The following is a 23365-nucleotide window of genomic DNA, read 5'->3' as shown; positions in this document are numbered from 1 at the left end:
TCGATGGCAGTCACTCTGTTATCGCATTCTGTCATCGAGGCAACGCATGCATTCTTTTCCTGCCTACCGCTATCAATCCGCCACTTCCGATCCCGCTTCCGGTGGGGCTGGCGGCGGCGATCGCGCCCTCGTCGATCACACGGACACCGACCACGCAGACTCTGACCACACAGACAATGACCCTCATCGCTGGCTGGAAGCGGTGGACAGTTCCGAGGCGCTGGCCTGGGTCGCGGATCAGAACCGGCGGACGCTGGAGCGCTTCGAAGACGCCGAGTTCGAGACGTTGCAAGCGGGTTTGCGCGAGATCCTCGACGCCGATGACCGCATTCCGTTCGTGGTCAAGCGGGGGGAGCACTACTACAACTTCTGGCAGGATGCCGAGCACCCGCGCGGCTTGTGGCGGCGGACCACATGGGAGTCTTACCGCCAGGCCCGGCCAGCGTGGGAAGTGCTGATCGACGTCGACGCCCTCAACGCCGCCGAGGGCGAGAACTGGGTCTGGCATGGCGCCAGTTGCCTGGAGCCGGAGACGCCGGAAGCCCCCTGGGAGCGGGCGCTGGTATCGCTCTCTCGCGGTGGTGCGGATGCCGACGTGACCCGCGAGTTTGACCTGATCGACAAGCGCTGGGTCGACGATGACGGCGAGGCCGGTTTCGAGCGCCCCGAGGCCAAAGGCGGCATGAGCTGGATCGATCGTGACACGGTATTCGTCTATACCGATTTCGGTGCCGACTCCTTGACCAGCTCCGGCTACCCGCGCTACGTCAAGCGCTGGCGCCGGGGCCAGCCCATGGCCGACGCGACCACGCTGTTCGAGGCGGGCAAACGGGAACTGATGGCCATCGGCTTCCGCGACCGTACCCGCGGTTTCGAGCGCGATTTCATCCATCATGCGCTGGCGTTCTACGAGCAGCGTCTGATCGAGCTGCTGCCCGATGGCGAGGCGTTCCCCATCGAAGTGCCGCTCTCGGCCCAGGCGGTGGTGCACCGGGACTGGTTGCTGGTCCACCTGCGCGACGACTGGACGCTGGGGAGCGAGAGCGAGACCGCCGTGAGCTACCCCAGCGGCGCGCTGCTGGCGATCGACTACCCGGCGTTCAAGCGGGGCGATCGCGGTTTCACGGTGCTGTTCACGCCGGATGCCCACCGCTCGCTGGAGGGCTTCGAATGGACGCGGCACTACCTGGTGCTGGATGTCCTCGAGGACGTCAAGCACCGGCTTCAGGTGCTGACGCCGGGCCAGGGCGACGCCTGGGCGCCACAGCCGATCCCGGGCTTGCCGGACGCCGGTGAGATCGGCGTCGCGGCCGTGGATGACGAGGAGAGCGATGAGCTCTTCGTCATCACCACCGACTATCTCACGCCCACCACGCTCTCGCGGATGGATCTGGCGCAATGCGATCCGGCGTCGTCGGACGAGCGGCTGGAGACGATCAAGCGCGCGCCGAGCTTCTTCGAATCGCAGGGGATGCGGGTCACCCAGCGCTTTGCCGTTAGTCAGGACGGTACCCGGATCCCCTATTTCCTGGTGCTGCCGGAGGGCGCAACGAGTGGCCATGGCGATAGGCCGGCCCAGCCGCTGCCGACGCTGCTCTACGGCTACGGCGGCTTCGAGATATCACTGACCCCGCACTACATCGCCGGGGCCGGGCGCAGCTGGCTTTCGCGCGGCGGCGCCTATGTGGTCGCCAACATCCGGGGCGGCGGCGAGTATGGCCCGCGCTGGCACCGTGCCGCGCTCAAGGGCGAACGCCACAAGGCGTTCGAGGATTTCGCCGCGGTGGCGGAAGACCTGGTCGCCGCCGGCATTACCACCCCGGAACGGCTCGGCATCCAGGGCGGCTCCAACGGCGGCCTGCTGGTGGGCAACATGATCACCCGCTACCCGGACCATTTCGCCGCGGCGGTGTGCGAAGTGCCGCTGCTCGACATGCGCCGCTATCACCAGCTGTTGGCCGGCGCGTCGTGGATGGCGGAGTACGGCGATCCGGACAGCGCCGACTGGGACGATTTCCTCAAGGACTATTCGCCCTACCACAATCTGCGCGAGGGCGTGGACTACCCTGCGGTGCTGTTCACCACCTCGACGCGGGACGACCGCGTCCACCCCGGCCACGCCCGCAAGATGATGGCGAAGATGGCGGCGATGGGTGCAGGTGACGTCTACTATTTCGAGAACACCGAGGGCGGCCACGGCGGCGCGGCGGACAACGCCCAGCGCGCCAGGTTGAGCGCGCTGGCGTGGCGGTTCCTGTGGGATCGGTTGGGCGGCGCCAGATAAAACGGTCGGGCTCGGGATCATGATCTCTTTTGGTGACGCAGCGCGCGCTGCGTCATACTGCGACCCATTCAATCTCTCTTTGGGAAGACCTCTCCGATGAGTCAGAAAGCGGTGAAGCTCGGCGTGGTGATGGACCCCATCGCCGACATTACTTACAAGAAGGACACCACCCTGGCGCTGCTGTGGGCGGCGGAGGCGATGGGCTGGTCGCTCTACTATCTCGAGCAGGAGGATCTCTACCTCTACGAGGGGCGAGCCATGGGTAGCACGCGCCCGCTCAAGGTGCATCGAGATCCGCTGCACTGGTTCGACCTCGGCGAGCGCGAGGCGATGCCGCTGGGTGAGCTGGACGTGATCCTGATGCGCAAGGACCCACCGGTGGATGGCCACTTCCTCAACGCCGTGCACCTGCTGGCGTTCGCCGAGCGCGAGGGCACGCTGGTGGTCAACCCGACCCGGGCGCTGTTCGAGTGCAACGAGAAGCTGTTCGCCCAGCAGTTCGCCCACTGCATCCCGCCGACGGTGGTGTCGTGCCGCGACGCGGTGCTGCGCGCCTTCCAGGCCGAGCATGGCGACACCATCTTCAAGCCGCTGGATGGCATGGGCGGCACCGGCATCTTCCATATCGGCCCCGAGGGCCGCAATCTCGGCGCGGTGATCGAGCAGCTCACCGAGCGCGGCCAGCGCCAGATCATGGCCCAGCGCTATCTGCCGGAGATCAAGGAGGGCGACACCCGGATCCTGCTGGTCGACGGCGAACCGGTGCCCTACGGCCTGGCGCGCATCCCCAGTGCCGGCGAGACCCGCGGCAACCTGGCCGCCGGCGGGCGCGGCGTCTCCCGCGAGCTGACCGATCGCGACTACTGGCTGGTGGAGCAGGTGCAGCCGATGATTCGCGACAAGGGGTTGCTGTTCGTCGGTCTCGACGTGATCGGCGACTACATCACCGAGATCAACGTCACCAGCCCCACCTGCGTGCGCGAGATCGACGACCAGCGCGGCACCGATATCGCCGGGCTGCTGATGACCGCGATCGCCGGACGGCTGAAGGGTCGGGGCTGAGAGCCTGGCGGGGCAGAGGTGTTACAATGAGCCCATTTCCCCTATGACCGGCGCTCGCGGCTCGAGCGCCGGATCGCTGCGCGATGTCCGATGGAGTCCTATGCCAACGATCAGGCCAACATCCATGCCTACGCCGATGCAGAGCCTCAAGCACTACTTCCTGATGGCGATGCCGCACCTGGAAGATCCCAACTTTGCCGGGACGCTGACCTATCTCTGCGATCACGATGACGACGGCACTCTGGGCGTCATCGTCAACCGGCCCTCCGAGCTGACCCTGGATGGGCTGTTCGAACAGCTCGACATCGAGTCCGAGCCCGGCCCGCACAACGACGTACTGGTCTACAACGGCGGGCCGACCTATCGCGATCGCGGTTTCATCCTGCATCGCGGCAACGCCAGCGACTGGGACTCCAGCATTCAGGTCGCCGAGGGTCTGGCGCTGACCACATCGATGGACATGCTGCAGGCGATCGCCCAGCGGCGCGGCCCGGAGCACTATCTGGTCACGCTGGGCTGCGCGGGGTGGAAATCCGGCCAGCTCGAGGACGAGCTCAAGCAGAACACTTGGCTGATCGCCGAGGGTGACGCCGCGATCCTGTTCGATCGCCCGCCGGAGCAGCGCCTGAGCGCCGCCGCCGGTATCCTCGGCGTCGATCTCAACCTGATGACCCGCGACGCCGGGCACGCCTGATGGCATCGGTAACCGGCGACCGGATCGGTCAGCGTCTGGTGATGGCGTTCGACTACGGTACCCGACGCATCGGCGTCTCGGTCGGTAACGAGATGCTGCGCTCCGCCAGTGGCCTGGAGCCGCTGCCCGCCCGCGACGGCATTCCCGACTGGGTCGTCGTCGAGAAGCTCCTGAAGGAGTGGCAGCCGGACCTGCTGGTGGTGGGGCTGCCGATCCACGACGACGGCAGCGAGTCCGACATGAGCGTGCGGGCGCGCAAGTTCGGCAATCGGCTCCACGGCCGCTTCGGCAAGCCGGTGGAGATGTTCGACGAGCGCGGTACCACCCGCGCCGCCAAGCAGATCGCCAGGGAGCAGGGCCACAAGGGCAACTACCGCGATCGTGGCGTCGACGGCATCGCCGCCCAGCTGATTCTCGAAAACTGGTTCAACCGCGAGTCGCTCCCGTCCGGTATCCCCGGCGTACGGTGACCATCGCCTGAGGAAGAGAATGGATGTCTGATGATGTCGGTGCCCGCCTGCGGGCTCTGAGAACCCTACGCGGCATTTCCCAGCGGGAGCTGGCCAAGCGCTGCGGTGTCACGCATTCGAGCCTGTCGCTGATCGAGCAGGGCAAGGTCAGCCCCTCCGTCAGTTCGCTGAAGAAGATCCTCGATGCCATCCCCATGAGCGTGGGGGATTTCTTCACCATGGACCTGGAGAACCGCAACCAGGTCTTCTACGGCGCCGACGAGCTGACGGACGTCGGCAGCGGTGACGTGATCTACAAGCTGGTGGGCGCCAACCGCGATTCGCGGGCATTGTCGTTCATGATCGAGACCTACCCGGCCGGCAGCGATACCGGGCGCGAGATGATTGCGCACCAGGGCGAGGAAGCCGGCGTGATTCTCGACGGCGAGATCGAGATCACCATCGGTGCCCAGACACGGCTGCTGGTGGCAGGCGAGGCGTACTACTTCAATACCAACATACCGCACCGCTTCCGCAATTCCGGCAAGTCGGCCTGCCGTCTGGTCAGCTGCGCCACTCCCGCCAAGACGTTCTGATCGCTCGTGGCAGCCTGCCACGAGCGGCTCGGTTCATGACGGCTTCACGGCGATAGCGACATCCAGACACTCTTGAGCTCGGAGTACTCCTCCAGCGAGTGGTGCGACTTGTCGCGCCCGTTGCCGGACTGCTTGACGCCGCCGAAGGGTACGGTCTGGTCGCCGCCGGCCCAGTTGTTGACGAAGACCTGGCCGGAGTGAAGGCGTCGCGTGACCCGCATGATGCGATCGATGTCCTGGCTCCAGAAGCCGGCCGCCAATCCATAGTCACTGTTGTTGGCCATCGCGATCGCCTCCTCCTCGGTATCGAAGCCGAATACCGAAAGCACCGGGCCGAAGATCTCCTCCCGGCCGATGACCATGTCGTCGGTGACACCGTCAAAGACGGTGGGGCCGATGAATAGGCCCGGCCCGTCGAGCGACGTGCCTCCCATGCGCAGCCGCGCCCCTTCTTCCACGCCCTGGCGGATATAGTCCAGCACCCGCTCGTACTGGGTGCGGTCGACGATGGCGCCCATGAAGCTGCTGGGGTCCAGCGGATCGCCCGGCTGCATCGATTCGGCGGCCGCGAGCAGCTTGTCGACGAAGGCATCGCGCACGCTGTTTTCCACCAGCAGGCGTGACCCGGCGATGCAGACCTCGCCCTGGTTGTAGAAGATCGCCTCGGCGGCATGGCGGGCCACCCGGTCCAGATCCTTGCAGTCGGCGAAGACGATGTTCGGGCTCTTGCCGCCGCACTCGAGGTACACCCGCTTCAGGTTGGATTGTCCCGCGTACTGCAGCAACTGCTTGCCGACGCCGGTCGAGCCGGTGAAGGCGAGGCAGTTGACCTCCATGGAGAGTGCCAAGGCCTTGCCGACGGTGTGGCCGAACCCCGGCAGCACCTGGAAGACGCCCCTCGGCAGGCCCGCCTCTCGCGCCAGCGAGGCCAGGTACAGAGCGGAGAGCGGTGACTTCTCGGAGGGCTTGAGAATGACGCTGTTACCCGCGGCGAGGGCAGGGCCGATCTTCCAGGCCGTCATCATCAGCGGAAAATTCCACGGCACGATGGCGGCGACGATCCCCAGCGGTTCGCGCAGCACCAGCGCAAGGGTATCGTCACCGGTCGGCGCCACTTCGCCGTAGAGCTTGTCGATCGACTCGGCCTGGTGGCGGATGCAGCCGATGGCGCCGCTGACATCGCTCTGGGCGCTGTTGATCGGCTTGCCCATGTCCAGCGTGTCGAGCAGGGCCAGCGTATCGCGATGGCTCTCCATCAGCGTGGCCAGGCGCAGCATGACGAGCTTGCGCCCGGTAGGCGCCAGCCGGGCCCAGTCACCGCGCTCGAACGCCGCGCGGGCCACGGTCACGGCCTTGTCGGCGTCGGCGGCATCGCAGCTCGCCACGTCGGCCAGGGTGTCTCCCGTTGCGGGATTGACCGTGGCGAAGGTCTCGCCGCTTGCGGCCGCCACGAACTCATCGTCGATGAAGGCGCGTATCTCGAGATTGGCGGTAAGGGCGGCGGCTTTGGCCTGCCAGTCGGCCAGCGTTGGCGTCAGGCTCATGTGAATGTCTCCTTCGTTGCCGAAATGGTGGCCCCTCGGGCCTGCAGCCGGCGTGCCGTTTCGGCCAGCGCGGCTGCTGGCGGGTTCGTCGTCTTGAAGAAGCTGTTGTAGTAGGGCAGCTGCTGCAACTGCCGGGTAGCGGCATCGACCAGCTCCTGGCGGCCGTAGCCCAGGTTGACGCACCACAGCCCCGCCATCGCATCCAGGATCTGCCGGCCTTCGTCGTCCTCGATATAGACGCCGTGGGCACCGGTGATGAGGCGACTGCCTTCGTTACCCAGTGCCTTGAAGTCGGTGAAAGGGTGCAGGTAGTGATCGCGGTCGAGCGCCTTGAGTCTTGCCGCGTCTGACGGTGTCATTGGCGTGGTTCTCATCGTGAAAGCATCTCTAGCGTGCGTTCAGGTGGCATCGCCACGGCAGGCGCTGGCAAACCCCTCGAAGATAGCGGCGTAGAGAGGATGCTCTCTCGGCTGCCACTCGGGGTGCCATTGCACCGCCAGGGTGAAGTTCGGCGCATCGATCACCGACACCGCCTCGATGAGGCCATCCGGGGCAACCGCCTCGACGCGCAGGCCTTCACCCAGACGATCGATGCCTTGTTGATGCAGCGAGTTGACGCTGGCTCGGGGTTCCTGGAAGAGCGCTGCCAGCCGACCGCCGGGTCGAATGTCGAGCGAGTGGGTCGGCGAGTACTGTTCCGACCTGTCGCCCTCCGGCTCGCGATGATCGAGTTTGCCTTCCACTTTCTGGACAGCCTGATAGAGGGTCCCGCCGAACGCGACGTTGAACTCCTGGAAGCCACGACAGATGCCGAGCAAGGGTAGGCAACGCTCGAGCGCCAGGGGAATCCATGTCATTGCCGCCGAATCACGGTCACGATCTTCTCGCGTATTCTCGGCAATGCGGTTGGCACCGTAGCGATCCGGTAGGACGTTGGTGTAGCTCCCCGTCAGCACCAGACCGTCGAGGCGGTCCAGCAGCGCCCCGGCGGCACACGTCTCCACGTCCTCCCATACCGGGAGCATGACCGGCTCCAGCCCATAGTCGCGGAGGGTACGCACGTACTTGTCGGTGACCATGTGGGCGGGGTGGCCCTCCACGATGCGGCGGCAGGCAATGACGCCAACCAGAGGTCGAATGGCCATGTAGCCTCCTGTGTTATGGCGGGTGTTATGTTTTGCTCAACATACCGGGGTTGATATTTCTTGCCAAGCCAAAGTGGCCATGATGACAGTAAGTCGAGATTAAATATCTGTTTATAAAAAGATTTATTGTTGTTTCTTTCTGCTTTTTCATTTCTTTCATCAGTCATTTGGCGTAAATAATTTGACAACAATCGGCCTCGACGAAAAGATATCGACGATCAAGACAAACGTTCACAGGTGACATCATGTCCACCCTTGCCGCCGACGAGGCGCGTGATTTTCTCGCCCTCCACCCCGAAATAGACAGCATCGACTTGCTGTTGAGCGATCTCAACGGGGTCATGCGAGGTAAGCGTATACCCCGCGGCAATCTCGAAAAGGTCTATCGGGATGGCGTCAGCCTGCCTGGATCGGTCTTTGCGCTCGATATCACCGGAAACACGGTGGAGGAGACCGGGCTCGGCCTCGAGACCGGTGATGGCGACCAAATCTGTCGGTCCATTCCCGGCACCCTCATGCCCACGCCTTGGCTACGCGGGGGAAAGCAGGCGCAGCTGCTGATGGATATGCGTGACGATGAGGGCGGCCCCTTCTTTGCCGATCCGCGTAACGTGCTCGCCCGTCAGATCCGACGCCTGGCGGAGCTCGGATGCAGGGCGGTCGTGGCTCTCGAGCTCGAATTCTACCTGATCGACCGCTCTCGCGATGACCTTGGCATGGCTCAGCCGCCGCGGTCGCCAGCCACCGGTGAACGTGCCACCGAAAGCCAGCTCTACTCGATCAGCGAGCTCGACGAGTACGCCGATTTCCTGGAAGACATTCAGGCGGCGGCGGAAGTTCAGCGATTGCCGCTGGATACCGCGCTCAAGGAGTGCGCACCGGGTCAGTTCGAGATCAATCTCATCCACACCGATGATGTGCTGCATGCCTGCGACAGTGCCGTCCTGCTCAAGCGCCTGATCAAGGGCGTGGCGCTCCGACACGGCTTCGAGGCCACGTTCATGGCCAAGCCTTACGGCGGTCAGGCCGGCAACGGCATGCACGTGCACATGAGCCTGCTCGACGAGTCGGGCCGAAACGTCTTTGCCGCCGAGGACGAGAATCCGCTGGGGACCGACACCCTGCGGCATGCGATCGGCGGGCTCATGACCATGATGCCGGCATCGATGGCGCTGTTCGCGCCCAATCTCAACTCTTTCCGGCGCTTTCAGCCGGGCCTTTACGTGCCCATGACGCCCACCTGGGGTTACGACAACCGTTCGGTGGCGCTGCGCATTCCCTCCGGCAACAACGCGGCGCGCCGGATCGAGCACCGGGTCGCCGGTGCCGATGCCAATCCTTATCTGGTGCTCGCGACGCTGCTGGCCTCCGTGATCCATGGCATCACCCAGCAGGTCTCTCCGGGGGAAGCCGTCACCGGCAACGCTTACGAGCAGTTCGCGCCGACATTGACCAACAGCTGGTCACAATCGCTGGACGTGCTCGAAGCCTCGGACGTGCTGAACGCCGCGCTCGGCGCCGATTTCCTGAAGGTGTTCCTCGCCAATCGCCGCTCCGAACGCGAGGCGGCAATGCAGGCGGTCAGTCGGCTCGAGTACGACTGGTATCTGCGTCACGTCTGATCGCGACCGCTTTTTTCACTGCTACAGGGCCTCGAGATGATAATCACGACTTTCCCGGGTGTTTCCGTTCCCGTCGAGTCTTGCAGGGGGCGTTGTCGTCTCGAGATCGATCTTCGCGTGGTCTCTGGCGCTGCCTTCATATCCCGAGCTTGTCGCGAGTCTCGTAGTACCAGGCGCCCATTGCCGACAGCGGCACACGCAGTAGCCTGCCGCCCGGAAAGGGCAGGTGGGGCAAGCCGGCGAAGGCATCGAACCGCTCGTCGCGCCCGGTCATCACCTCGCTGATCAGACGGCCAGCGAGATGCGTGCAGGTGACACCGTGCCCGGAATAGCCCTGGGCGTAATAGACGTTGTCGTTGATGACGCCGAACTGCGGCAGCCGATTCAGTGTCATCAGGAAGTTGCCGCTCCAGGCATAGTCGACCCTGACGTCCTTGAGCTGCGGGAATGTCTTGAGCATCTTGGGACGAATGACCGCTTCGATATTGGCTGGGCCGGCGTTGCCGTAGTTGACTCCGCCGCCGTAGATCAGCCGGTTGTCGCGCGTCAGGCGATAGTAGTCGAGCAGATAGTTGCAGTCCTCGACGGCGATGTCATTGGGCAGCAATGTGCGAGCGAGATCTTCCCCGAGGGGTTCGGTAGCGATGATCTGGGTACCGCAGGGCATGGACTTGCCTTCGAGTGCCGGCATGACGCCGCTCATGTAGGCATTGCCGGCCATGACGACGCGATCGGCATGAACCCGGCCATCCGCCGTTTTCACGGTTACCGTCTGGCCATGAACGAGACTGACCACGGGGCTGTGTTCGAAAATCTTGCCACCGAGCGATTCGAAGGCCGCAGCTTCCCCCAGCACCAGATTGAGCGGATGGAGGTGGCCGCCCGAGTGGTCGACCAGTGCGCCGGTGTAGCGGTCGCTGCCGATTTCACGCCGGTAGGCTTTACCTTCCAGCAGCTCGAGCTGGTCGTGGCCGTAACGCCGCCATAGCGCCTGGTGTGCCTTGAGGCCCTGGAGCTGTCGGGCGTTGCAGGCGGCGAAGAGGTTGCGCTCGCGGAGATCGCACTCGATGTCGTAGCTCGCGATGCGTTCACGAATGATGCGGTTGCCTTCGAACGCCATGTCGCCCAGTGCGCGAGCCGTCTCGGCGCCGTACTTGTCCTCGATCACGTCCATGTCGCGGCTGTAGCTGTTGACGATCTGTCCGCCATTGCGTCCGGAGGCGCCATAACCGACGCGAGCCGCTTCCAGTACGACGACGTCGAGCCCTTTTTCGGCCAGATGCAGTGCCGATGACAGGCCGGTGAAACCCGCTCCCACCACGCATACGTCGCAGCTGACATCGGCCGACAGCGCCGGGCGCGCCGGCGCGGCGTTGGCCGAGGCCGCGTACCAGGAGGCGGCGTGCTCGAGGGGTGGCGGGTGCTTTGCGTCGGAAGGCGCGGACATCATGAGCTCCATGAATGAAAGGACGAATTGGGATGGGGAGGATGAAGGCCGATCAGCGAGATCGGGCTTCCGACCATAACTGCTGCAGCAGCTGCAACTGCTCGCCGTCGACGGAGGGCGTCAGCGACAGCCGGGAGCGGGTGTCGGCATCGGGCATCACCGGTGGCTCGCGAAGTTCGGCGGACAGCATCGGTTGTGCCGCGGCGTTGGGCGAGGTGTACAGGTTGTAATTGGAAAGCTGGGCGGCGACGTCGGGGCGCAGCAGGTATTCGATGAAGCGGCGTGCGTTGTCCGGATGCGGTGCCCGGGCCGGGATGGCCATCACGTCCACCCAGCGCTGCGAGCCTTCCCTGGGCACGAAAAAGCCGATGTTGCCGTAGAGCTCCGGGTCTTCGCTCTGCTTGCCGGCCAGGTCGCCGTTGTAGGCAATGCCGGCGTGGATCACGCCGCTGGCGATCTGTTCGATGGTCGCGGTGGCGTCGACGAAGCCGACGAAATTGTCTCGCTCACGGGTGGCGACCACCAGCTTGGCGGCCTCGACCCAAGGGGCCTGGCCGACGCAATCGAACCCTTCGCCGAGATAGGCGCAGAGGGTCGAGAAGGTGAACTGGGCATCGCCCTTGAGCAGCGCAAAGGGGTAGTCGGCGTTGACGGCGGGATCGTACAGCAGTCCCCAGCTAGGTTCCGGGTCGGGGAAGGTGTCGGTGTTGTAGACGATGCCCGTCACACCCCACTGATACGGCACGGTGTAGATGTCCTCCGGGTCGTAGGCCGGGTGGCGGAAATCCGACATGATATTGTCGATGCCCCGCAGCGCTTGGCCTTGCTGCGATTGACCTTCCGGGACGAGTGGCTGGATCAGCTTCGCCCCGATGAGACGCGGCACGAAGTAGTCCGAGGGGATGACGATATCGTACTGGGCGTCGCCGCCGGCGTTCAGCTTGGCCAGCATCTCGGCGTTGGAATTGTAGTAGTTCTGAACCACGTCGATGCCGGTTTCGGCCTCGAAGTCGGCGATGATCCCGGGATCCATGTAGTCGGTCCAGTTGAACAGGTTCAACTGTTTTTCCTGATCGTCAGCCATGGCGCCGCTGCCCATCATGCCGGCTGCGATCGCGATCACCCAGCTCGCGTATTTCATGATATTCCCCTGATGTCCTGAAGACTTAGGTTCCCTCACCGCACTTCTCGCCTGGCGCTGTTCACACGCGCAGCAGCAGGTGCTCGCGCTCCCACGAACTGATCACGCGGAAGTAGGCGCGGTGCTCGGCCCGTTTGACCGCGAGATAGCTGTTGGTGAAACGTTTCCCGAGGATGTCGGCCAGTTCGGGACATTCCCGCAGCCTGTCCAGGGCCGGGCTGATGTCGTCCGGCAGCTTGTTGCCACTGGACCAGGCCGAGCCGACCATCGGCGGGCGCGGTTCCAACTGGCCGACCATGCCGAGATAGCCGCAGGCCAGCGAGGCCGCCAGTACCAGGTAGGGGTTGGCGTCGGCGCCGCCGAGGCGGTTCTCGACCCGGGTGGCGGCGGGCGAGGAGACCGGCACGCGCAAACCCACGGTGCGGTTGTCCATTCCCCAGTCGACGTTGACCGGCGCGGAACCGCTCGCCTCGTGGCGCATCAGCCGGCGGTAGGAGTTGACGTTGGGGGCCAGCAGCGGCATCGCTGCGGGCAGGTACCGTTGAAGACCACCGATGAAATGGTGGAACAGGGTGCTGGTGTGGCCCTCTTCACCGGCGAACAGGTTGTTGCCCTGGGCGTCGACCAGACTCTGGTGAATGTGCATCGAGCTGCCCGGCTCGTTGGCCATCGGCTTGGCCATGAACGTGGCGTACATGCCGTGGCGCAGCGCGGTTTCCCGCAGCACACGCTTGAACATGACCACCTGATCGGCCAGCGCCAGCGGATTGCCGTGCTGGAAGTTGACCTCCATCTGGCCAGCGCCCTCTTCATGGATCAGCGTGTCCAGGTCGAGATGCATCGCCTCGCAGTAGTCGTACATCTCTTCGAACAGCGGATCGAACTCGTTGACCGCATCGATGGAGAACGACTGACGGCTGCTCTCCTGGCGTCCGGTACGACCGATCGGCGGCTCCAGCGGGTAGTCGGAGTCGGTATTGGTCTTGACCAGGTAGAACTCGACCTCGGGGGCGACCACCGGGCGCCAGCCGCGCTGTTCGTAGAGTTCCAGAACGCGCTTGAGTACGTGGCGGGGCGAAAGATCGACCGGCTCGCCGGTGAGGTAGTAGCAGTCGTGAATGATCTGCGCGGTGGGGTCTTCGGCCCAGGGCACCAGGAAGGCGGCGTTGGGGTCGGGCACCAGCTCCATGTCCCGCTCGGCGGGATTCCAGAAGCGGATGTCCTCGTCGTCGGGATAACCGCCGGTGACGGTCTGGATGAAGATCGAGTCCGGCAATCTTGGCAGCCCGCCATCGAGGTACTTGCTGGCGGGCATGATCTTGCCCTTGAGGATGCCGGTGAGATCGGTAACCAGGCATTCGACCTCGGTGATGCCGTGCTGATGGAACCAGTCTTTGAGCGCTGGTGTTTCCTGACGGTGACCCATGTGAGCGTTCCGTGTGGTGATGGGTTGCCCGGACGTGGCCAGCGGCCGTGCCGAGCAGTGAGATCGGGAAGCGGCGCCTCTACCGAGCCTGCACTTCCGACCACAGTTGCTGAAAGGTCTGCAGTTTTTCGCCCTCGAGGCTCGGGGTGAAACGCAGCACTTTCATCTCTTCGTCGGTGGGCTGGGCCGGCGGTTGCCTCAACGCCTCTTCCAGATAGGGCTCGGCGGCGGCGTTGGGGCTGGCGTAGTAGTTGTAGTTGGAGAGTTGGGCGCCAATCTTGGCGTCGAGGATGAAGTTGATGAACTTGTGGGCCAGATCCGGGTGCGGGGCGCCGGAGGGAATCATCATGGAGTCCACCCACATTTCGGCGCCTTCGTCGGGAATCGCGAACGCCAGGTGCTCGAAGGCTTCTGGATCCTCTCCCTTGAAGTAGAGATAGTCACCGTTGTAGGACATGCCCACGTGGGTCACACCTCGGGCCAGTTGCTGTAGCGCCGGGGTGCCGTCGGTGAAGCCGGAGAAGTTGTCGCGGCTCTTGGTCTCGATCATCAGCTTGGCGGCGTCGCGCCAGCTGTCCAGCGTGTCACAGTCATAGGGCTTGCCCAGCGCGCCGCAAGCGGCGCCGATAGCCACCTGGCCGTCGCCCATGATGGCGAATGGATAGTCGGGATTGACCTTCGGGTCGAACATCAGCGACCAGCTGTTGGGGGCGTCCGGGAAGGTTTCGGTGTTGTAGACCATGCCCGTCGTGCCCCACTGGTAGGGCGCGGAGTATTCGGAACCCGGGTCGAAGCTCGGGTCCTGGAACTGCGCCTTGACGTTGGCAAGGTTGGGAATCTTCGAGTGATCGAGCTTCTGGACCAGGCCCGTTTTGATCAAGCGCGGCACGTAGTAGTTGGAGGGGACGATAATGTCGTACTGGGACGCGCCGCCGGCGTTGAGTTTGGCGAACATCTCCGGCAGCGAGTTGTAGTAGTTCTGTACTACCTCAACGTCGTACTTCTGCTCGAACGCCGTGATGATCTCCGGGTCCATGTACTCGGTCCAGTTGAACAGATAGAGCTTCTCTTCCGCGGCCTGCGCGCCGGTTCCCAATAGCAGGCTGCAGAAGGCAACGGCGGCGGCCGTCTTGGTGTGCTTCGACATGGGCTTTTTTCCTTGTTGTCTCTTCAGTGTTTACCCGTGCGCGGGCTCTTTGGTCAGGATTGACGTTTGCGGTTGAACAACAGGCTGATCGCGGCGGCCATCGCTACCGCGCCGATCATCAGCGTGGCGATGGCATTGATCTCGGGCGACACGCCCTTCTTGATCGCGCCCCAGATATAGATCGGCAGCGTGGCGCTCTCCGGCCCCGCCGTGAAGAAGCTGATCACGAAGTCGTCCACCGACAGCGTGAAGGAGAGAAAGAAGGCGGATATCAGCGCCGGCTTGATGGTCGGTAGCATGAAGTGGACGACGCGTTTGGCCGGCGTGGCATAGAGATCCTTGGCCGCTTCGAACAGCGTCGGGTCGAGTCCGACGAAACGTGAATAGACGATCAGCGCGACGAACGGAATCTGGAAGGTCACATGGGCGATGACCATGGTTCCGAGCCCCGGCTGGAGCAGCCCGGTCAACCGATGGAACTGGACGAAAAAGGCCATCTCGGAGATGCCGAAAACGATGTCCGGCAGCACGATGGGCAGATAAATCAGCACGATCAGCCAACCGAGCTTGCGATGGCGGTGACGATACATGCCGTAGCCGATCAGGCAGCCGATGACGAGCGCTATGACCGAGGAACAGAGCGCCAGGATCAGGGTATTGCCGAAGGCGGCCATGATCTGCTCGTTACCGAGCAGTTGGTGATACCAGCGCAGCGACAGACCGGTCATGCTGGCGGCGCTGTTGGAGGCATTGAAGGAGAACAGTACCACCACGGCCAGCGGCAGGTAGAGGAAGATCAGTGTCAGCCACCAGAACGCCGTCAGGGCTCGTCTCAAAGAGCTACGCTTGAGCGTGCGCTTTCTCATATCACCACCTCCTCGCCGCCACCCAGGCGCTTGCCGATGCGCCGCATCGCGAACAGCCCGATGAAGGTCGCGATCAGCATCAGGATCGCGCCGGCCGCGCCCAGCGGCCAGTTCGAGCCGCCGGAGAACTGGGTCGCCACCAGGTTGCCGAGCATCATCGCCTTGCCGCCGCCGAGAAGCTCCGGAATCACGTACATGCCGAACGCGGGGATTGCCACCAGCACCACGCCCGCGAGCAGCCCCGGCAGTGTCTGCGGGAAGACGGCGTTCCAGAATGCCCGTACCGGCTTGGCGTAGAGATCCTGCGCCGCCTCGACCTGGGCGGTGTCGAGCTTCTCGAAGGCGGCGTAGAGCGGCAGCACCATGAACGGCAGGAAGTTGTAGACGAGACCCAGTGTCACCGCGAAGTTGGACGGGTAGAGCCCCATGTTGGGCGAGATCAGACCCAGTATCTCGGCGAGGTTGGAGAGCGGCGTACCCGGTGCCAGCAGATTCATCCAGCCGAAGGTGCGAATCACCTGATTGGTCCAGGACGGCACTACCACCAGCAGCAGCATGATCGGTCGCCACCGCGCCCGGCAGGTGGTGATGTAATAGGCGATGGGATAGGCGACCAGCACCACCAGTCCGGTGGCGACGATAGTCTGCCACAGCGAGCGCAGCAGGGTGTAGAGATTGCCCGGGCTCCAGCCCAGAAAGCCGACGCCCGCCAGCTGCTCGAACGAATTCAGCGACAGCGGCAACTGCGGCAGTCCGTAGGGGCCATTGGTCATGAACGCCACGGCCATCAGATAGACGCTCGGCAGCACCAGGAAGACGATGATCCAGGCTGCGCCCGGGGTTACCGTAAACAGCAGGTGGCGGGTTTCGCTGACCACCGCATGGCGTCGCGAGGCCGTCTGGGATGTCTGCAGCATGTCGCTTCTCCTCAGGCCGCGACGCGGACCAGATCTTCCGGACAGATACCGATCGTCACCCGGTCGCCGACGTCGTGTATGCGCTGGCCGAGATTGCCGGCCACTGCCGTCAAGGGGTGGCCATTGACGGTCAGGCGGTATTCGATGCGGCTGCCGCGGTAGAGTCGCTCTTCGACCGTGCCCTCGAGACGGTTGTAGTCCGCGGGAACGTCGCCGCCCAGTTCCAGCGTCTCGGGGCGGATCAGCAGCCATCCGTCAGGGGTGTCGCGTTGCTCGGCGGGGTCCAACTGCAGCCGTCCCAGCCCGGTGTCCACCCAGTTGTCCTCGCTGGCGGTGATGGCGAACAGGTTGTCGTGCCCCATGAAGCGGGCGACGAAGGCGTTGGCCGGATGCTCGTAGACCTCGCTGGGGGTGCCCACCTGCTGGATGATGCCGCTGTCGAGCACCGCGATGCGATCCGACATCACCATGGCCTCGTCCTGGTCGTGGGTGACGAACACGAAGGTCATGCCCAGGCGCTTCTGCAGGCGTTGCAGCTCGACCTGCAACTGGCCGCGCAGGCCGGCATCCAGGGCCGACAGCGGTTCGTCCAACAGCAGCACGTCGGGCTCGCAGACCAGCGCCCGGGCCAGGGCGATGCGCTGCTTCTGGCCTCCCGATAGCTGGTCGACGCGGCGTTCGACCAACGGGCCGAGCTTGATGAATTCGGCCACCTCCGCCACCTTGCGGTTGCGCTCGGCGGCCGGTTCGCCACGCATGCGCAGGCCGAACGCCAGGTTGTCGCGCACGGAGAGATGCGGGAATAGCGCGTAGGACTGGAACACCGTGTTGACGCTGCGCCGATGCGGCGGCATGTCGATGACGTCCTTGCCGCCGATCGTCAGTTGGCCGTCATCGGCCTCTTCCAGTCCGGCGAGGATGCGCAGCAACGTCGTCTTGCCGCACCCGGACGGCCCCAGCAGGGTGAAGAATTCGCCGGCCTTGATGTCCAGGTCGACGCCCGCCAGCGCGATGGAATCGCGTCCGAATTGCTTGCGTAACCCCTGCATCCTGATCGAGGACGCGCCGCGCCTGTCTCTCGACGCCGTATCTGCCACTTCCGCTCGATCGGCGGTGTTCACGGTGTTCGTCAAATCGGTCATTGGGCAGTCCTCGTCATTCTCGACGCTCGTCACAGCCGGTCGCGGAGCTTGTAGAAATGGGTCGCCAGTACCAGCAGGGGAGTCCGTAGCCACCGCCCCCCGGGAAATGTCCGGTGGGGCATGGCGGAAAAGAGGTCGAAGCGCTCGCTTTGCCCGGCAATGGTCTCGGCCAGCAGCTTGCCGGCCAGCCCCGCCAACGCCATCCCGTGGCCGGAGTAGCCCTGGGCATAAAAGACATTGGGCGCCAGCCGGCCGAAGTCCGGCGCGCGATTCATCGTGATGGCCACGTCTCCCCCCCAGCGATATTCGATATCGATCTCCTTCAACACCGGGAACAGGCGCCGTATCTTGGCGTCGGTGCGCGCCTCCAGACCTTGCGGCGGGCGGCCGTCGTAACTCACCTCCCCGCCGTAGATCAGGCGCCGGTCTCTCGACAGGCGATAGTAGTCGAGTACGAAGTTGGCATCCGACAAGGCGTCGTTTCTCGGGAGCACCTGAGCGGCCTGCTGCTCGGTCATGGGCGCGGTGGCGATCATGTAGTTGGCCGCTTTCATGATGCGCCCGCTCATTTCGGGCACCAGCCTGTCCCCGTAGGCGTTGGTGGCGATCACGACGTGATCGGCAGTGACGCGGCCGCGTTCGGTGACGACGTTGGCCTGCTGGCCGTGCTGGATATCGACCACGGGGCTGAACTGATGAAGGGTCGCTCCGGCACGTTGAGCGGCCCGGGCCAGACCGAGCGTGTAGTTGAGCGGATGCAGGTGGCCCGCTTCGCGCTCCCAGAGCGCCGCCGGGTAGGCATCGGTGACGACGTGTTCGCGCAGTGCGTCGCCTTCCCGCCACTCGAGCCCGTGATAGTCGAAGTCGCGGGCCATTCGCTCCTGCGACTCCCTGAGCTCGACGACATGGCGAGGTTTGACCGCCGCGTGAAGGTAGCCCCAGGACAGGTCGCAGGGGATCCGGTGATGCTCGACGAGGTGGGCGGTCAGTCTTACGGCTTCACGGCTCATTTCCCAGATATCGCGGGCGGCCGACAGACCCAGGGCCTTTTCGACGGTGCCTATATCGGTGCCCAGGCCTGGCAGTATCTGCCCACCGCTGCGGCCGGAGGCCCCATGGCCCACGTCCAGTGCTTCGAGCAGGATGACCCGATATCCCCGCTGGGCCAGGTGCAGCGCAGTGGAACAGCCGGTGACGCCTGCGCCGATCACGCAGACATCGGCGCGATGATCGCCCTCCAGCGGGAGCGCTGGCTCGAGCTCGACGGCGATGGAGTCCCGATACCAGGAAGAGGTTGTCGCCGACGACGAATAAACTGTCATAGGGTGTCCGTCTTGGGTTGCGCGCTGCGCTTGTAGTTGTTGATTCTGTCATGTCGAAGAGTGACGCGACCCGCTCAGTGTGTCACCAGTTTCGTGGTGGATGTCAACTATTTAATAACACTATTCTTGGCCGGAAGACACGGGTTTCGGCAGGACGCGCAGCCTCTTTTTGCTGGGCTCTATTACGCCCGGGGACAGGGTTAAAACACGATTTTTCGCCTTTTAATGCCCGTTTTTTCACGTTTTTGCAACTGACTTTGGAACCGGCCTACCCCCTCCGACAGCGAGGGGGGGAATCAAAAAATATCAGTGGAGTAGTGGAATAATCGACAACTGGCCTTGAGTCAGGCAGCCGACGAAGGGCATCGGCTGCCGCGGCGTGATCGGCAGGAGCGAGATCGTGTCGCAACGCCGTCAAACCGACGGATGATCGAGTTCCGGGAGGTTGATGATGATTCAAGAGCCCGCTTTCAGACTCTCCTCGCCGATGCCGTAGGTGTTCGGCACGAACCAGCCCACGTCGCGCAGATCCCTCTCCACCTGATCCTCTACCTGCAACAGGTGGGCAAAGATTGCCATGCGCATCGGAATGCCGTTGTCGGTCTGGCGAAAGATCGCCAGGCGCGGATCGCCGTTGAGGTCGGTGCTGAGGTCGTTGGCGCCGGGGCGGCTGTCCCGCGGCAGCGGATGCATGACGATGGTGGTCGGCGAGCAGCGGCGATCGAGGAAGCCGCGATCGACGACGAAATCCGAGGTCAGCTCGGCGAAGCTTTCCGACATCTCCGCGGTGAAGCGCTCGCGCTGGATGCGGGTGGCGTAGATCACGTCGACGTCGTCGAACGACTCGGCCAGGTTGGGCCGCGTCTCGATGCGGTGGCCGCGAGAAGCCACCAGATCGACCAGATGTTGGGGCATCTCCAGCCCCGGCGGCGACACCAGGGTGATGCGCAGCGGGTCGTAGAGCGACAGCAGCTTGATCAGCGAGTGCACCGTGCGGCCGTACTTGAGATCCCCGGTCAGCAGCAGATGCGCCCCCGCCAGCGGCTTGCCCAGCCGCGCGAACTCCTTGGTGATGGTGTAGACGTCCAGCAGCGCCTGGCTCGGGTGCTCGCCCGGGCCGTCACCGCCGTTGATCACCGGCACCTGGGTCGCCTCGGCGAATTCCGCCACCGAGCCCTGCTCCGGGTGGCGCATGACGATGGCGTCGACGTAGCCGCCCATCACCCGGCTGGTGTCGTAGAGCGATTCGCCCTTGGCCATCGACGAGAAGGTGAAGCCGGTGGTGTCGCAGACACTGCCGCCGAGGCGGCAGAAGGCGGCGTTGAAGCTGATCCGGGTTCGGGTGCTGGCCTCGAAGAACAGGTTGCCGAGCACTGCGCCTTCGAGCACGCGGGTCACCTTGCGCCGCTGGGCGATCGGCTCCATGCGTTCGGCGATGCGGATCAGGTGGTCGACGGCATCGCGGGAGAGCGAATCGACGGAGAGCAGGTGCGAAGGCATCGGGAAACCTCTTTGGCGGGCAAGTGTGACAGCGCATGCGGCGGCGATAGTGTAGCGCCGCTGGCGGTTCGCTTCACGTTCGGAAAGGCGCGATGCCCCCGGTTCCGCCGCGAGGGGCGGCAAGGCGGGGGGTGACGATGGCGGCGGGCTTGATATTAACCTGGGTTAATGATTGACACCGAGGTTTGGAAGAATCCTGCCAAGCTCTCTATGCTGGGGAGGCGTCGCGGTGATTCATGGGAGGATGCCGCGACGGTCGGGCGCATTTCATTCGATTCGTTCAGGAGGGAGCCGGAATGTCAGAATCGCATTTTCCACCACAGCATCAGACCCATCAGCCGGGTGACGAGCACGACATGCGCCCCGAGCCGGAGTTCATTCGCGACGACTATCGCGGTACTGACAAGCTCGAGGGCAAGGTGGCGATCATCACTGGCGGTGACAGTGGCATCGGTCGCGCCGTCGCGGTCCACTACGCCCGCGAGGGCGCCGATTGCGCCGTGGTCTACCTCGACGAGGACCGCGACGCCGAAGACACCCAGGCGCTGATCGAAGCCGAGGGCCGGCGCTGCCTGTTGCTCAAGGGCGACGTCGCCGACTCCGCATTCTGTCGCGACGTGGTCGAGCGCACACGGCGGGAGCTGGGCGGCCTCAATATCCTGGTCAACAATGCCGCCGAGCAGCACGACTGGGACGACGTGACCGAGATCACCGACGAACAGCTGCAGCGCACCTTCGCCACCAATATCTTCAGCCACTTCTATCTGGTGCGCGAGGCGGTGCCGCATCTGAGCGCCGGCGATACTATCATTGCCACGTCGTCCGTCAACGCCTTCAAGGGCAACGATACCCTGATCGATTATTCAGCAACCAAGGGCGCGATCCAGGGATTCGTGCGCTCGCTGGCGCAATCGCTGGTGGATCGCGAGATCCGCGTCAACGCGGTGGCGCCGGGGCCGGTGTGGACGCCGCTGATTCCGGCCAGTTTCGACGACGACAAGGTCGAGGGCTTCGGTGGGCAGGTGCCGATGAAGCGTGCCGGGCAGCCCAGCGAGATGGGGCCGGCCTACATCTATCTGGCCAGCAAGGAGTCTTCCTACATGACCGGACAGACTATCCATCTCAATGGCGGAGTGATCCTGAATACCTGAGAGGGTGTCTACAAAATGCCTGCGCTCGGCAATACGGCGTTGAAATCGACCTCAAAATGCTCATTTACTACATGTAAACTCCGCTTTTTCGACCGATTTCGCCTTGTCTTGCCTTCGCTCGTCGAATTTGTAAACACCCTCTGAGGAAACACTGCACAAATGTCTGCGCAGGCGAATCGGCTTCGTTGCGCGGTGCTGGAGCACCAGCCCGGTCGAATCCTCACATATACCCCAATATGCTCCGGTTGCTGCGCTCCGTGCGCCTTGCGACGGAATGCCGCCCACTTCATCCTGCTCGACAATTTATTCAGCGTTTCCAAACGAAACATGCCTGCGCTGGGGGCGTTTCGGGCCCAACGCCTACGCTGGCGGTTCGGTGGGGGGCTTGCCGCCGATCTTGGCGGTGATCTCGCGGGCGGTCTCCGCGACCAGGGCGGCGAGTTCGGGCAGGCGGGAATCGTCGATCCGGGCCACCGGGCCGGAGACCGATATCGCCGCCAGCGGCAGGCCGCTCTCGTCATGCAGGGTGGCCGCGACGCAGTTGAGGCCGATGGCATGCTCTTCGCGATCGACGGCGTAGCCCTGTCGACGGATCTCGACCAGCTGGTCGCGTAGCGTATCGACGTCGGTCAGCGTATTGGGCGTTTCGCCCTCCAGCACGCGGCCGGCGACGATCTGCTCGAACTCCTGGGGCGGCATCCACGCCAGCAGCGCCTTGCCGACACCGGAAGCGTGCAGTGGCGCCCGCGAGCCGAGCCGGGTGATCATGCGCATCATCTGCTTCGATTCGCTCTGGGCCAGGTAGACCACCATGCCGTCGTCGCGGATGCCGAGATTGGCGGTTTCGCCACTGGTGGCGGTGAGCCGACGCAGGAAGGGGCGCGCGGTGGCGACGAAATCCCTCGCTTCGAGAAAACTGTTGCCGATGCGGAAGGTCTTGACGTCGATCTTCCACAGTCCGCTCTCGACGTCCTGGGTGATGAAGCCCTGCTGGAACAGGGCCTGCAGCAGGCGGTGGGTGGTCGAGGGGGCCAGGCCGACGTCCTCGGCGACGTCGGACAGGGCCAGCCCGTCCGGAGTCGCCGCCAGCATCTCGAGGATGTTCAGGCCCCGCACCAGCGACTGACTGTGCCCGCCGCTGCTCTTGGCGCCGCCCGCGGGCCGGCCGACGGCTCTGCGTTTGGATTCCGCTGCCCGATTGTGCTGCTGGTCATCCGCCTGATCCCGCCGCGGATCAGTCGTCCCTTGCCGCTGTTGTGCACTCGCCCGATGCCGCTCTTCGTCCGTCACCCGTCGCCGCTCTCGTGTCCGCCCATATCAGGCGCTCAGGATAACCGCTCGATCCCGTGGTGTCTGTGCGCTATCGGCTACGACTTTCGGTCGCGCGCTGTTCCAGCCGCAGTCGCGCAATCCGGTGGATCTGCTCGATGGCGGTCCGGCGCTCCTGTTCCCGGATATGGCCCAGGCGAGTCTCGAAAGCTGCCAGAATCGCGTAGCGGTCGAGTCCGCGCACGGCGATGACGAACGGGAAGTCGAACCGATCGCGGTAGGCCTGGTTGAGCCGCTCGAAACGCGCGAACTCCTCCGGGGTGCACTGGTCCAGTCCGGCGCCGGCCTGTTCCGAGCGGGAGTCGTCGGTCAGCTCGCCGCCGATCGCTGCCTTGCCGGCCAGGTCGGGATGGGCCCGGATCAGCGCCAGCTGGGCCTCGGCCGAGGCCGCGTCGACCTGCTCGCGCAGCCGCTCGGCTAGCCCGGCGGGTGTGTCCTGTGCTGCGTCGAGACCCAGCTCCCAGGCCTGCGCCGCAATCCATGGCGAGTGTTCGTAGATATCGCCATAGCGATCGATGAATGCGTCGCGCGCCAGTTGGCTGGGCCTGGGCGTGAGAAGTCGCGTTGTCATGAGGCCTCCG

Annotated in this window: 20 protein-coding genes and 1 pseudogene; 7 read left to right on the top strand and 14 right to left on the bottom strand. The window is 64.3% G+C overall.

The features are described 5' to 3' along the window. The first annotated feature begins 46 nt into the window (after window positions 1-46). The 5 genes from F0A16_RS14900 to F0A16_RS14880 all read left to right on the top strand — a co-directional run bounded on the left by F0A16_RS14900 (window position 47) and on the right by F0A16_RS14880 (window position 5085). Complete coding sequence (locus tag F0A16_RS14900) at window positions 47-2284, top strand: prolyl oligopeptidase family serine peptidase (RefSeq protein ID WP_149436187.1); 2238 nt, start codon at window positions 47-49, stop codon at window positions 2282-2284. Between the two features lie 96 nt (window positions 2285-2380). Next, window positions 2381-3346, top strand: a complete 966-nt coding sequence (gene gshB, locus F0A16_RS14895; protein WP_149436186.1) for a glutathione synthase — start codon at window positions 2381-2383, stop codon at window positions 3344-3346. 136 nt (window positions 3347-3482) lie between these two features. Beyond that, complete coding sequence (locus F0A16_RS14890) at window positions 3483-4040, top strand: YqgE/AlgH family protein (protein WP_149436222.1); 558 nt, start codon at window positions 3483-3485, stop codon at window positions 4038-4040. Further along, on the top strand, window positions 4040-4510 hold the full coding sequence (ruvX, locus tag F0A16_RS14885) for a Holliday junction resolvase RuvX (RefSeq protein ID WP_149436185.1): 471 nt from the start codon (window positions 4040-4042) through the stop codon (window positions 4508-4510). The genes F0A16_RS14890 and ruvX overlap by 1 nt, the downstream gene beginning before the upstream one ends. 23 nt (window positions 4511-4533) lie before the next feature. After that, entirely contained in the window at window positions 4534-5085 is a 552-nt protein-coding gene (locus F0A16_RS14880; protein WP_149436184.1) for a cupin domain-containing protein, read from the top strand. Window positions 5086-5129: 44 nt separating this feature from the next. Here F0A16_RS14880 and F0A16_RS14875 read toward each other — a convergent pair whose 3' ends face one another. From F0A16_RS14875 to F0A16_RS14865, 3 genes and pseudogenes are all read right to left on the bottom strand, one after another. After that, on the bottom strand, window positions 5130-6629 hold the full coding sequence (locus tag F0A16_RS14875) for an aldehyde dehydrogenase (RefSeq protein ID WP_149436183.1): 1500 nt from the start codon (window positions 6627-6629) through the stop codon (window positions 5130-5132). A 62-nt stretch (window positions 6630-6691) separates the two neighbouring features. After that, window positions 6692-6988, bottom strand: a pseudogene (locus tag F0A16_RS14870) (aminotransferase class III-fold pyridoxal phosphate-dependent enzyme); the annotation flags it as partial. 39 nt (window positions 6989-7027) lie between these two features. After that, a complete protein-coding gene (locus F0A16_RS14865) occupies window positions 7028-7774 on the bottom strand; it encodes a gamma-glutamyl-gamma-aminobutyrate hydrolase family protein (RefSeq protein WP_149436181.1) in 747 nt (248 codons plus the stop codon). A gap of 245 nt (window positions 7775-8019) precedes the next feature. On the opposite strand from F0A16_RS14865, the gene F0A16_RS14860 reads away from it, so the two are divergent. Further along, window positions 8020-9396: a glutamine synthetase family protein gene (locus F0A16_RS14860; RefSeq protein ID WP_149436180.1), complete on the top strand. Its 1377-nt coding sequence runs from the start codon at window positions 8020-8022 to the stop codon at window positions 9394-9396. A gap of 136 nt (window positions 9397-9532) precedes the next feature. On the opposite strand, the gene F0A16_RS14855 is transcribed toward F0A16_RS14860, so the two are convergent. The 9 genes from F0A16_RS14855 to F0A16_RS14815 form a co-directional block, all read right to left on the bottom strand. Further along, the gene (locus F0A16_RS14855; protein ID WP_149436179.1) at window positions 9533-10843 is read right to left on the bottom strand and encodes an NAD(P)/FAD-dependent oxidoreductase; all 1311 of its coding nucleotides are present in this window, start codon (window positions 10841-10843) and stop codon (window positions 9533-9535) included. A gap of 52 nt (window positions 10844-10895) precedes the next feature. Then, window positions 10896-11984 (bottom strand): ABC transporter substrate-binding protein, encoded by a 1089-nt coding sequence (locus tag F0A16_RS14850; RefSeq protein ID WP_149436178.1) that lies wholly within the window; start codon window positions 11982-11984, stop codon window positions 10896-10898. 61 nt (window positions 11985-12045) lie between these two features. Next, window positions 12046-13410: a glutamine synthetase family protein gene (locus F0A16_RS14845; RefSeq protein ID WP_149436177.1), complete on the bottom strand. Its 1365-nt coding sequence runs from the start codon at window positions 13408-13410 to the stop codon at window positions 12046-12048. 79 nt (window positions 13411-13489) lie between these two features. Next, window positions 13490-14557 (bottom strand): ABC transporter substrate-binding protein, encoded by a 1068-nt coding sequence (locus F0A16_RS14840; protein ID WP_149436176.1) that lies wholly within the window; start codon window positions 14555-14557, stop codon window positions 13490-13492. A gap of 53 nt (window positions 14558-14610) precedes the next feature. Beyond that, window positions 14611-15423 (bottom strand): ABC transporter permease, encoded by an 813-nt coding sequence (locus tag F0A16_RS14835; protein ID WP_149436175.1) that lies wholly within the window; start codon window positions 15421-15423, stop codon window positions 14611-14613. Further along, on the bottom strand, window positions 15420-16340 hold the full coding sequence (locus F0A16_RS14830) for an ABC transporter permease (RefSeq protein WP_149436174.1): 921 nt from the start codon (window positions 16338-16340) through the stop codon (window positions 15420-15422). The genes F0A16_RS14835 and F0A16_RS14830 overlap by 4 nt, the downstream gene beginning before the upstream one ends. An 11-nt stretch (window positions 16341-16351) precedes the next feature. Continuing rightward, window positions 16352-17482, bottom strand: coding sequence for an ABC transporter ATP-binding protein (locus F0A16_RS14825; protein WP_149436173.1), 1131 nt, complete (start codon window positions 17480-17482; stop codon window positions 16352-16354). Window positions 17483-17511: 29 nt separating this feature from the next. Further along, the gene (locus tag F0A16_RS14820; protein WP_149436172.1) at window positions 17512-18804 is read right to left on the bottom strand and encodes an NAD(P)/FAD-dependent oxidoreductase; all 1293 of its coding nucleotides are present in this window, start codon (window positions 18802-18804) and stop codon (window positions 17512-17514) included. Between the two features lie 456 nt (window positions 18805-19260). Further along, window positions 19261-20427, bottom strand: a complete 1167-nt coding sequence (locus F0A16_RS14815; RefSeq protein WP_149436171.1) for an aspartate carbamoyltransferase — start codon at window positions 20425-20427, stop codon at window positions 19261-19263. Window positions 20428-20600: 173 nt separating this feature from the next. On the opposite strand from F0A16_RS14815, the gene F0A16_RS14810 reads away from it, so the two are divergent. Next, window positions 20601-21455: an SDR family oxidoreductase gene (locus F0A16_RS14810; RefSeq protein WP_149436170.1), complete on the top strand. Its 855-nt coding sequence runs from the start codon at window positions 20601-20603 to the stop codon at window positions 21453-21455. Between the two features lie 360 nt (window positions 21456-21815). On the opposite strand, the gene F0A16_RS14805 is transcribed toward F0A16_RS14810, so the two are convergent. After that, window positions 21816-22745: an IclR family transcriptional regulator gene (locus F0A16_RS14805; protein ID WP_149436169.1), complete on the bottom strand. Its 930-nt coding sequence runs from the start codon at window positions 22743-22745 to the stop codon at window positions 21816-21818. A 70-nt stretch (window positions 22746-22815) separates the two neighbouring features. Continuing rightward, window positions 22816-23355: a 2-oxo-4-hydroxy-4-carboxy-5-ureidoimidazoline decarboxylase gene (gene uraD, locus F0A16_RS14800; protein WP_149436168.1), complete on the bottom strand. Its 540-nt coding sequence runs from the start codon at window positions 23353-23355 to the stop codon at window positions 22816-22818. Window positions 23356-23365 lie beyond the last annotated feature (10 nt).

It is taken from the genome of Salinicola corii, assembly GCF_008298015.1.
Lineage (GTDB): Bacteria > Pseudomonadota > Gammaproteobacteria > Pseudomonadales > Halomonadaceae > Salinicola > Salinicola corii.
The sequence above is the reverse complement of the archived record's forward strand: the minus strand, read 5'-3'. Positions and strand labels throughout refer to the sequence as shown.

Excerpts from the sequence above, each read along its gene's own strand:
- F0A16_RS14900 (WP_149436187.1), top strand. The coding sequence starts at position 47 with ATGCATTCTTTTCCTGCCTACCGCTATCAATCCGCCACTTCCGATCCC.
- gshB (WP_149436186.1), top strand. The coding sequence starts at position 2,381 with ATGAGTCAGAAAGCGGTGAAGCTCGGCGTGGTGATGGACCCCATCGCC.
- F0A16_RS14890 (WP_149436222.1), top strand. The coding sequence starts at position 3,483 with ATGCAGAGCCTCAAGCACTACTTCCTGATGGCGATGCCGCACCTGGAA.
- ruvX (WP_149436185.1), top strand. The coding sequence starts at position 4,040 with ATGGCATCGGTAACCGGCGACCGGATCGGTCAGCGTCTGGTGATGGCG.
- F0A16_RS14880 (WP_149436184.1), top strand. The coding sequence starts at position 4,534 with ATGTCTGATGATGTCGGTGCCCGCCTGCGGGCTCTGAGAACCCTACGC.
- F0A16_RS14875 (WP_149436183.1), bottom strand. The coding sequence starts at position 6,629 with ATGAGCCTGACGCCAACGCTGGCCGACTGGCAGGCCAAAGCCGCCGCC.
- F0A16_RS14865 (WP_149436181.1), bottom strand. The coding sequence starts at position 7,774 with ATGGCCATTCGACCTCTGGTTGGCGTCATTGCCTGCCGCCGCATCGTG.
- F0A16_RS14860 (WP_149436180.1), top strand. The coding sequence starts at position 8,020 with ATGTCCACCCTTGCCGCCGACGAGGCGCGTGATTTTCTCGCCCTCCAC.
- F0A16_RS14855 (WP_149436179.1), bottom strand. The coding sequence starts at position 10,843 with ATGTCCGCGCCTTCCGACGCAAAGCACCCGCCACCCCTCGAGCACGCC.
- F0A16_RS14850 (WP_149436178.1), bottom strand. The coding sequence starts at position 11,984 with ATGAAATACGCGAGCTGGGTGATCGCGATCGCAGCCGGCATGATGGGC.
- F0A16_RS14845 (WP_149436177.1), bottom strand. The coding sequence starts at position 13,410 with ATGGGTCACCGTCAGGAAACACCAGCGCTCAAAGACTGGTTCCATCAG.
- F0A16_RS14840 (WP_149436176.1), bottom strand. The coding sequence starts at position 14,557 with ATGTCGAAGCACACCAAGACGGCCGCCGCCGTTGCCTTCTGCAGCCTG.
- F0A16_RS14835 (WP_149436175.1), bottom strand. The coding sequence starts at position 15,423 with ATGAGAAAGCGCACGCTCAAGCGTAGCTCTTTGAGACGAGCCCTGACG.
- F0A16_RS14830 (WP_149436174.1), bottom strand. The coding sequence starts at position 16,340 with ATGCTGCAGACATCCCAGACGGCCTCGCGACGCCATGCGGTGGTCAGC.
- F0A16_RS14825 (WP_149436173.1), bottom strand. The coding sequence starts at position 17,482 with ATGACCGATTTGACGAACACCGTGAACACCGCCGATCGAGCGGAAGTG.
- F0A16_RS14820 (WP_149436172.1), bottom strand. The coding sequence starts at position 18,804 with ATGACAGTTTATTCGTCGTCGGCGACAACCTCTTCCTGGTATCGGGAC.
- F0A16_RS14810 (WP_149436170.1), top strand. The coding sequence starts at position 20,601 with ATGTCAGAATCGCATTTTCCACCACAGCATCAGACCCATCAGCCGGGT.
- uraD (WP_149436168.1), bottom strand. The coding sequence starts at position 23,355 with ATGACAACGCGACTTCTCACGCCCAGGCCCAGCCAACTGGCGCGCGAC.